We start from the raw sequence: 10227 nt of genomic DNA on the forward strand, positions 1-10227 counted from the left end.
CTAGCCAATTCAGTGGCTTGCAGGCGCCGCAGGCAACCGCGACAAGCTACGGAACGAATTCGCGTTTCAGGCTGGCTTGAGCTTAGATTTCACCAAATTATTTCGGGGGCCGCGAATTGGCTGGTCATCGTAGGCGGAAGTCGCCAGACATGAGTGCCGTCGCGGTTGGTGAAATAAAGGTGTGACCGCGATGGCTGGCGTCCATGTCCGTCGGCCCAGAGTGCATAAAAATCGGGATGCGCGTTGACCGGACGACGCGCATAGGTGTGATTGACAAGGCTGTCGCGGGTGAGCTGCTTGGCCAATTGCCAAGTGGCACCTTGATCGCGGCTAATCCACATGGTCATCTCACCGCCGGGATTGTAAGGCTGAGGTCCGGCTTGTGTGGGAGCAATTACCCGCCAGACTGAATCCTCTTCGATGTACAGCGATCCATGGTCATAGTTGTTCAGGGACTGCGTTATCGGTTGAACCAACCACCGATCGCCGGTCCAGCGCGCTGTGTTCCACTGCCGCGGTCCGTTTTCGGGGCCGGATTGATAACCTCGGCTGGTCAAGAACAGAATGATAGGCCGGCCAGCAGAGTCAAAATTCAAGTCCTTTAAATAGACCAACAAATCCTCGCTGCGCGAATCGTATACCAGAACCGCAGCATCCGCCTGCGTAATCGGTGTCGTCACGGGGTGTCCGTCAACTGTTTGCCAGGAGCGCCCTTGATTAATCGTTTCCACGTAGTAGATGTTGGCACGCGCGTTGAGGCCCCCAAGGCGCGGATGATAATCGAAGGCGGTACCTAATCGACCGCCATGGCGCCAACTAACTTGATAATCTCCTAACTCAATTGCCGCTAGCATATTAGGAGAACTCCACTGGTACCCGTCGGTGCTGGTCATCCAGAATAGACTCCGTGCCGCTTCGGTCCGAAATTCTGCACCTACATTGTAGCGCGTATGCAGGAACAAAAAGCCATGACCCGAAAGATGCCACGACTGCGGATATGAGAAATTCGTCTGCCACACACGCTCGAATTGTTCGATCGAGTAGGGTTGGCGACTGCGGTGAACGAAAGATGGTCTGGATGTGCCGTGAGAGGGTGAAAATATCCATAGATAGCCGTCATCGTCCAGCATCAACGTGGGATTGTCGTGCGCGTCGGAGGTCTGTTTATTCAGTAGCCGCACCGGCTGTGGAACCAAGCCAGTTGCGTGGTCGAAATAGGAAACCATGTGCAGCAGTTCCTGTTTGTCGTCGTCACTACGTGCCGACGTGCCGCCATACACAAAATACGTCTTATTGGCCTCAGGGCTATAAAAGGCGATCGGAATGTGTTGTTGTGGGTAAGTCGCAAAGCCACCACTGTATTTGAAGCGATATTGATCCTTGGATGGCTGATTGTAGTACCAGATGCCACGATACCCGTCCTCCCGGTCAAGTGGTTGCTGGCCTAGGCATGTGAAGTGCAATAGCGACCAGCAGGCGATGGCCCGCAAGAAACCGTTGAAGAGCCGAGCAGTTCGCATAGTTAACTCCAATTGTCGATGCTCATTGAACGGATTAGCCGTCACTAGCGGCCAATGCATGCCTGAGGAAGAGGTCCGGTTGCGAATGAGGGACAAAATTGCCAACAGGCTGTTGCCGAGGCCCGTCCGTGGCCAAAGGCGGATGGTGTAATAGTACTCAACCTTTTAGACTCATGCCTGACCGAGCTACTAACCTGACAATCAAAAACAGCTAAATCATAAAAATCCATGTAAGGCGGGGCGCTAACCTCGATTGCGATGCAGTACCATTGTTGATGGTTCGAGTCTTAGCGGTTCCATCCTTAGTCATGCCCAGCCTGACGAAGTTTGGGAGATTGCTACAATATCGAACGACCATCGACGAATTGTTGCCTAATGGCCGATGGGTCGAAGGGCTGTTGAATTAGTTGGATGTTGTATGTCACGGATCGTTTCGTTTTTGGTACTGATGGCGATTACTCTGCTGATCAGCTTGCTGTTCTACAGGGTTCTAGCCGGATTCTTGATTCCGGTCTTCTTGGCGATCGTGCTGGTAGTCGTGTTTCAGCCTCTACATCGCTGGATGCTCCGCAAGTTTGGGAATCATTCTCATGTGGCCGCAGGACTGACAACTTTTGCCATTGTGGCCTGCTTACTGCTGCCCGTAGGTATTCTGGTAGGAACTGCCGCCGTCCAAGGCATTCGGTTTTTCCAGAACAACAGCGTCAGCTCGCTTGAACTGCAATTCGGCAGGTTGCGCAGTTCACTAGACTTGGATTTACCGCATTGGGGTGAAGTCTTGCGGACTGCCAACGCAGATGTGGAGCATTTGGTTCAAGGAGCCAGTATCGCCACCTTGGCTCAAAGCACTGTCGCTCTACCGGAATTAACCAGGAAAGTCGTGAGAGTCCTGAACGAACTGCGACGAGAATTGGCCGGTGATGCAAGCTTTTCGGCGTACACTCCTCAGATTGATGAATTGATTGAGCTGGCCAAGGCGATAGGAGTTCAGCCGACGATAAAGCCCGCCGACAACAGTGACAACAATGGCGATCCATCTGACGCGAGCCTGACTGAATTGGTACTGAAGCTCAAGACACAGTTTGGCACCTTGAAGACGCAATTGCATGGTGGAGCGCTGCGTTCGTTTCTGCGAGAAATGGCCAATCCAACCGCCGAGGATATGGAAGCTGTTCGGCGACGAGTGTTAGAGTACGTTCAGCCTCGGTTGGTGTCGTTTACTCAATCAACGGGTATGATTACCTTTCATCTGGTATTTGGCCTATTGGTGCTGAGTCTCTCGACCTATTTCTTCTTGGTCGATGGTCCAGCCATGATCCATTCGCTGATGTTACTGCTGCCGATGGACATGGGGCATGTCCGCGAGTTACTGGACGAGTTTGTTCGCACCAGCCGCGCGGTGGTACTCGCAACACTACTGGCAGCCCTAGCACAAGGGCTGACGGCAGGAGTTGGCTATGCGGTGGCAGGCATCGACTACTTGGTGTTGTTGATCATGCTGACCTCGATCGCCGCTCTGATTCCCTTCGTTGGACCCATGGCAGTATGGGTACCAATCTGCATTTTTTTGGCTTTGGTCGAACAGCGTTATCTAGCCGCTGGACTGCTGGCTGCTTGGGGACTGTTGGTCGTAGCCACGATTGACAACTTCGTGAAGGCGTTTGTACTGCATGGACAGTCACAATTGCATCCCCTGTTGGCACTGCTCAGTATTCTAGGTGGCATTCAGGCTCTGGGACCAATCGGTATTGTCGTGGGCCCGATGGCGGTCAGCTTACTGCAGACTCTGCTGAGTATCGTTCGCCGCGAGCTTGTACACTTCGATACACACGGCTTGGCACCCGTTGGCGGTGCGGCGATTGGGACCACCGCAGTGCGAGAGTAGCGACATATTCCACTGGCTTGCCGAGTCGAACTACTTCAGAGATTCGCTGCCCAGTGGACTTGGATATCACTGGGATTTCCTCCGGAGGCGCAATGCCCGAATTGCCTGAAGTTGAAACAATGTGTCGTGGACTGCGACCGATCGTTGGTTGCTGCGTGGCATCAGTTACCGCCCCGCCCTGCCCTTGCCGGCCAATTTCGATGCAGCCGAGTGTGGCTCAGATTCATCGGCGGCTGCGCGGACAGGCTGTTACAGGCGTCCGTCGATTGGGCAAACGAGTATTGATCGACTTCAGGTACTGGACACTGATACTGCAACCCAAGATGACCGGTCTGGTCGCTCTAGACGAGGTTCCTGACAGCGGTCATACGCGGCTGGTGTTGCGATTCAGCGGTCGCAGAAAACTGGAATTGAAGTTTTGGGATCGTCGTGGGTTGGGCACTGTGGAGCTGTTGCCTCCGGAAGAAGTCGAGCAGCGGATCGTGGCAGGACGGCTCGGACCGGATGCACTCGAAATTACCGCTAGTCAATTCCGCCAGCGGATGACGGGAACGCGACGACCGATCAAAATTGCTTTGTTGGATCAAAAGCTGCTGGCTGGAGTTGGCAATTTATATGCATCCGAGATGCTCCATGCCGCGAGGATTCATCCAGCCTTGCCAGCTAACCAGCTCAGCCGGCAACAGGCTCAGCGATTACATCGCAGCATGATTGACATCCTGCGACAAGCGATCAAATATGAAGGTTCGACCTTGGCCGATGGCACCTACCGCAATACGCTGAACGACCCTGGCGGCTACCAGAATCACCATCGCGTATACGACCGCGCGGGCCAACTGTGCCTGTCGTGCCGCAAGTCACACATCGTGCGTATCGTGCAGGCTCAGAGGTCTACCTACTACTGTCCTCACTGCCAACCCATCTGCGCGAAAAAGTCGTCGACAGCATCCAAATACTGAGAAGGCGTTCCGACACCTGGGGAGCTGCGATTGACGCCAGCCCACTGGAAACTGCTGGATGGACCAATGATTCGCACCAGTGTATTGCCTTGGCCATCTGTGGTGAAAGAATATTCATCCTTCTCGAATCGCGCCGTGAATACTTGACGGTTAGCATCGACGCGCGTGACGAGCAGCGTGTCACCTTGAAAGACCGCTTCGGTGAACAAGGCCTCCTCGAAGCCATCCAGCTTCATACCCCACAACAGGGAATTATCCGATCCGACGGCAAAAAAGGCACCGCGCACAGCCTGGCTGGGATCCGTGTAATAGTAGCGTGATACCAACTGGCTGGCCCAAGTAGCATATTTGGCGGATAGTCCGGCCAGAGCGTAGTGCTCGGTCACGCTACCTCCGCCAGGTGCCGCAATTTGAACATTGCGGACACTGGTGGAACCGGGGATGCCTTGTAGGAATTCGGGCTGTTGGAAGCTGATTTGATAGCTGCCCGGGCCCAGTTCTTTGAATTCATAACTGCCATCGGATGCCGACTGAATCTTGATGGGTGCAATTGCCTGGCCGAGCGTCGTGCCGGTAAGCGTTATTTCAACGCCACCCAGAAAACGCTCCTTGGTGTCCATCTGGCCGTTGCGATTCTCATCGACCCATACTCTGCCGCCGATCGTGCTAGGCTGGAACTCTTCAACGCTGACGGAAACTAAACCTTCGGCGGTGTCCAGGCCGCCGTTGGCGGTGCCACCGTTGTCACGAACCGTGTAACGGAATGAGGCACTGCCGGTAAAGTCGGCTTCTGGTGTGAAGGTAACGATTCCGGTAGCCGAGTTGAGCGACACGCTGCCGCCCGTGGCGGAATCAACCGCAATGATCGTCAGCGTCTGCGTGGCTTCGTTGGCAGGTCCGGGGGTGTCGTTCCGCAGCAGATCGGCAACCGGAATTTGCAACGGATTGTTCTTGAAAGCGCGAACGCTGTCCGCTCCTGGCCGAGGTGGATCGTTGACCGGAGTGACGTTGATCGTGACCGTGGCCGTACTGGACTTGGGCGGAAAACCATTGTCCTGGGCGGTGTAGGTGAACAGGAAAGGTCCATTGAAATCCTGTGCGGGGGTGTAGACCACATTGGTCCCCTGAATCTGCACACTGCCACCACCAGTCGTGATTGGCGCAACCCCAGTAACGGTTAGCGTCTGATGACTCTCACCAGGACCGGGCGAATCGTTGGCCAGCAGGGTGGACAAGGCGATGGTCTTGGCAATGTCCTCGAGAGTGGTATCGGTATCGCCTTGCAGCACGGGAGGATCATTGAACTCACTGACGCTCACGGTGACTGTAGCGGGATTGAGTGCCGTCAGTGGCGGGGTGCCGCTGTCGGTAGCGTTATAGGTGAACAAAAACGTCCCAAAGAATCCGGCAGTCGGAGTGTAGATGACGTTGTTGCCCTCAATTCGAACTGAGCCGCCGACTGCGGAAAGTGCGTTGACTGTGGTTATGGTCAGGGTTTGATCGGACTCGCCGGTTCCGGGCGAATCATTCTGTGTCAAACTGGAAAACGTAATTGTTCGGGCAACATTCTCTTCAGCCTGTACCGAATCGTCCACCAGCGTTGGTCGGTCATTGACGTTGGTGACCGTAATGGTCACGGTGCCGATGGAATTAGGTCCTTGCGGATCGCTGGTGTCATTCATCACATAGGTAAATGTATCGATCCCGAAAAAGTCGGGATTAGGTGTGTACAGCAGCCCATCGTCCGACAAATCGTTTGGAGTGCCGTTGTCATTGCGGGTTACGGTACCGTTGACCGGCTGAGTAAAATCGATCAGCAACTTTGATTGATTTTCGTTGGCCAAGTCGTTGGCAAGTACGTCGATCGGATTATTGGTGCTATCCTCGTTTACCGTAGCGGTGTCGCGACGAGCGCGTGGCAACGTGGCAGGTTCAACCGTGACGACCACTGTGGCGGTGGCCGTCAGCTGCGGCGTGCCGCTGTCGCGGATGGTGTAGGTAAACGTCTCCGTGCCAATAAAGCCAGGTGCTGGGGTGTAATTGAGTGTCTGACCGCCTGCAGCGATGCTGACCGATCCTCCATTATTGGTAGTACCTACGGAAATAATGGTCAGTGTTTGGCTGGATTCATTGGCCGGTCCAGGCGAGTCGTTTGCGAGTACATTCAGCGTGTTGTCGCTGCTATCTTCAACCACATTCAAATTGTCATTGCCTGCAGTTGGGGGATCGTTAACTGGAGCAATGTTGATGGTAATCGTTCCCGTCGCGGTCAATCCGCTGGTGTCGCTGATCGTGTACGTCAACCGATCACTACCGTTAAAATCCTGTGGCGGAGTGTAAACATTACCAACCAAGGTACCCACGGTGGTCCCGGGAATCGTTTGTATTCCAGTCACCGATAAAGTTCGCGGCGGGATGGCCGGCGATGTGTCGTTGGCCAGCAACGTCGCGTTGACGATAGTCAGGGCGGTATCTTCGTTGGTACTGAGCGTATCTGGATTGGCGATGGGTGTCGTCGGATCCGCGATGATCGTGATGCTGAAGGAATTGCCGAAGTTCACACTTGAGTTGGGAATAAGGTTGTCTACGCCAAACAATAAATGTTCCGAGCCAATGTCCTCAGGTGCGTTAGGGGAAAAGGTCATTACTCCGGGGTTTGTAGCAGTGAACCTGAAGGATACAAAAGGTCTGAGGCCGACCGGGTTGTCCGGTGGAACAGTATTACCTGAAAATGCAGTGATCTCATTAAAAAACTCCTGGGTCACATCGTTTCCCTGAGCCGATGAGCGTCCACTGGTAAACTGATTCGAGAATAGCACTCCCGACGAAAATCCGTTTTGTTGAGTGAAGTTATAATCGGCAAAATTGAGTGAATTGACGCCAATATCGAGTCCAGCCGAATAGACGCCGCCAACTTTCATGCCTTCATTGTTTTCGGGCAGGGAATTGATATCTCGCAGGTCTTGAACAAATACATTTACTTGAAATTGCTGGCCAACGGCAACCTGCGAAAGCGGTGTGCCGGTCTCGGGCGCATTGGGAGAGACTATATTGGTGATGGTATAGTTATAATTGACCAGGAATTGCGCATCCTCGCCCTCGGCGTTCAGCCGGTTGATGACTCGTAAGGCATCCAGCGCTGAGACTCGACCATCATTGTTGACGTCGTAGTATCGACTGGCAGTTTGAGTGGCACTCGTGCTGGTGGCCTTGGCTGGTGCGCCGCGACTATTCAGATGATTGATCACCAGCAACGCGTCCATCGCGCTGATTCGGAAGTCCAGGTTCGTATCTTCCGCGATCAGACTGTTGTGCATGGGCTGCAGGTCAGCTGCCAACAACTGTCGATTCTCGAGCCGCTCCAGTTGCGGTGCTCGCCGACGAGCCACGACCGGACGTGCGTCTCTCTTGAATAGCCTCAACATTCTTGCAGCTCGATTCTTCATAAACGTTCGCCTGGGTGACTTTTGGAATTCAGTGACTGAAACGGAATGGAACTCGCCAGAAGCTGATGGGGCGACTGCGACCGAGTCGTCGTGGAAATCTATCAAGGTTGCTGAGTTAACACGGAAAAATGCTCGCCTCTAGCGAATCACTAGATTAGTCAGTCTGGGTGATTTTATCAATTCAGGAAGAATTGATCGAATGCGGTATTTGGCGACCATTTTCTCAGGGTTTCGGCGTAGTTGGTGCTTACGAACTAACCGTTAAAGACCCTATTTTCCTTGGAAACCAAATGAATCGAATAGTTCCTAAAACTGGTCAAAGTACGGCCGAAATGGATTGAGTCGAGCTGGGAAATTCGCTTGGAGACAGCTGCTGGCAAGAGAAGTTACCAGGTTTGGAGCATCGACCGTCTGGCCGAGCTGGGTAGGTCCACCGGCTGACGACCGTGGCTATGGCTGGGGCGTTCGCTACACTCGCCAGAGCGTGGACAGGCCGACATGCCCCTCCACCGTCTGGCGAAGGTGGCTACGTTTTACGACGGTGGCTAAGCTTTGATTGCCAGCTTGGAGCTGGCGAGGACTTGAATTAAGGCGTCAACCGGTTCGGTGTATTCGCCGTATTCGGATTCATCATGTCCGCCAAGCTCCGACAGGGCATGGTCGCACAGATAGCGATCAAGACCGTTTTGACTTGTCGTTACAGCAGGGACTGTGGACTGGCGGTGAAAGCTGGATTGGATTTCCCGTGTGATGGCTGAGGTTGATTCTGCTTCCTCTCCCAAATATCCTGAAACGGTAATTGACATGACTGGTGGAGCAGCAAGCAATTGGGATTCTCCAAACGTCTGGCTGCTCTCAGTTTCCAGAGTGGCTGCGCTCGCTTCGCCACTCCCCGAGTTACGCGAATTAAGGTGGTTGATTACCAGCAGCGCATCTCGAGACGTGAGCCGCCCATCGCCACTGACATCTAAATACGGTGGAGGAGAAATGCCAGAGCTTCCCAGTTCTCCGCCGCCACGCGAATTTAAAGCGTTGATGACCAGCAGCGCGTCGAGTGCCGAGATGCGATGGTCATCATTGACGTTAAAGGGATTACGAGGATTTTGCCACGGAGACCGAAAACTATCCGTCACCGTGTTGCTAATGACCGTAGTGGCCGGATCTCGTGCGCGAATATCAATCTTGCTGGTACCAGTGGGAACAACGATATTGAGGTCGAGGTTTACTTGGTACTGGTTCGGCTGAGAATAGATCTGCCATGGGCCATCGTCCAATCGGTACTCGATGAGGCCAATGCGATTGAGGGTGATGTTATTCCGCAAACCCCAAGAATTCTGATTGGCCAGTGCCTTGACTGTTGCTTGACCCACGAAACGATAGATTCCGGTGTCTAAATCGTAGCTCCCGGTACCGGTTAGCTCGCTAGGCACATCCAAAACGTCAAAAATGCCGTTGCCATTGCTGTCCTGCCAGCCGATTTGAGCGAATGTCGAGGCTGCGGAAGTGAAATTCTGATATGCGGTTTCCAGCAGTGTACCAGCGGCCATGAGACTGGGCTGCTGCACAAAACCCGGCGTGGGATTGTCCCAGGCATTGAGGTTCTGCGTGTTATAGTATCCTCGAAACGAATTGTAGGTCCCACCTCCAGGATACTCGTCGCGAGCCCAAAACATGTGGCCGGTTTCGTGGGCAAACGTCGAGGCGGGTCGCGTCGAGGGCACGACCATAAACAGCCCGCCGGCAAAGGCAAAGGCGCGGTTGAACGAACCACCCGCAGCGAACTGACCGTCGGAGTCACGCTGGCTGTTGGCCACAAAGATCGTAAAGGCCCAATCAGTACCGAACTTCATTCGTTGCGAATGATTAAAGGCCCGAATGTCACGTTCAATGTCGCCCGTTGCCCTGCCCAGGTTATCCAAAAATTCGGAGACATAGAACGTGTAATGATTGGAAATGCGATTGATGGGCTCGTAGTCGGTCGAAACGGGATTGGTGGCGAAGGTCGTGTCTATCACAAACGACAATTGGTGGACGGTATTCAGCCGAGCGAGGCTTTCAACCCACCAGTCCATGGCTTGGTCAATCTTTCCAAGCGTTTCTTGAATATGCTGACTGTTCCAGTCTTCGGAGCTGGCGTCAACGCGACCGTTGCTCTCCAAAAACACCGGTGTAACCAGCACCGACCCTAACATAAATTCGGCCGTATCGTTGGGCTGGGCACCAAAGGGAAGGCCGGCCAGCAATCGCCGCTCTTCGAGCGCTTCGCAGACCAGTCGCCGACGGTACGACCGCCGGTGGTACGAAAGCCAGGCGGTCTGACAAGCCGTCCTACAAGGGCTGGCACCTTGGGATCGCCTCCAAAAGAACATATCTTCGGAGCCCTTTGCGGTGGAATGTGGTTAGCGGACCTTGAAAAA

At 53.9% G+C, this 10227-nt stretch carries 5 protein-coding genes; 2 read left to right on the forward strand and 3 right to left on the reverse strand.

Annotated elements, in window-relative coordinates:
- Positions 1–89: 89 nt before the first annotated feature.
- A complete protein-coding gene (locus KF752_14695) occupies positions 90–1520 on the reverse strand; it encodes a BNR-4 repeat-containing protein (protein MBX3422799.1) in 1431 nt (476 codons plus the stop codon).
- A 418-nt stretch (positions 1521–1938) separates the two neighbouring features.
- On the opposite strand from KF752_14695, the gene KF752_14700 reads away from it, so the two are divergent.
- Both KF752_14700 and mutM read left to right on the forward strand, forming a co-directional pair.
- A complete protein-coding gene (locus KF752_14700) occupies positions 1939–3405 on the forward strand; it encodes an AI-2E family transporter (protein ID MBX3422800.1) in 1467 nt (488 codons plus the stop codon).
- A gap of 92 nt (positions 3406–3497) precedes the next feature.
- Positions 3498–4364 carry a bifunctional DNA-formamidopyrimidine glycosylase/DNA-(apurinic or apyrimidinic site) lyase gene (gene mutM / locus KF752_14705; protein ID MBX3422801.1) on the forward strand — a complete coding sequence of 289 codons (867 nt, stop codon included), beginning with the start codon at positions 3498–3500 and terminating at the stop codon, positions 4362–4364.
- Here the strand turns inward: mutM and KF752_14710 are convergent.
- Both KF752_14710 and KF752_14715 read right to left on the reverse strand, forming a co-directional pair.
- Positions 4313–7810, reverse strand: a complete 3498-nt coding sequence (locus KF752_14710) for a tandem-95 repeat protein (protein MBX3422802.1) — start codon at positions 7808–7810, stop codon at positions 4313–4315. The two genes, mutM and KF752_14710, sit on opposite strands and share 52 nt — an antisense overlap.
- Positions 7811–8355: 545 nt before the next feature.
- Positions 8356–10179 (reverse strand): protein containing Planctomycete extracellular domain protein, encoded by a 1824-nt coding sequence (locus KF752_14715; protein ID MBX3422803.1) that lies wholly within the window; start codon positions 10177–10179, stop codon positions 8356–8358.
- Positions 10180–10227: the final 48 nt, after the last annotated feature.

It is taken from the genome of Pirellulaceae bacterium, from assembly GCA_019636385.1.
In the GTDB taxonomy this organism is placed as follows: domain Bacteria; phylum Planctomycetota; class Planctomycetia; order Pirellulales; family Pirellulaceae; genus Aureliella.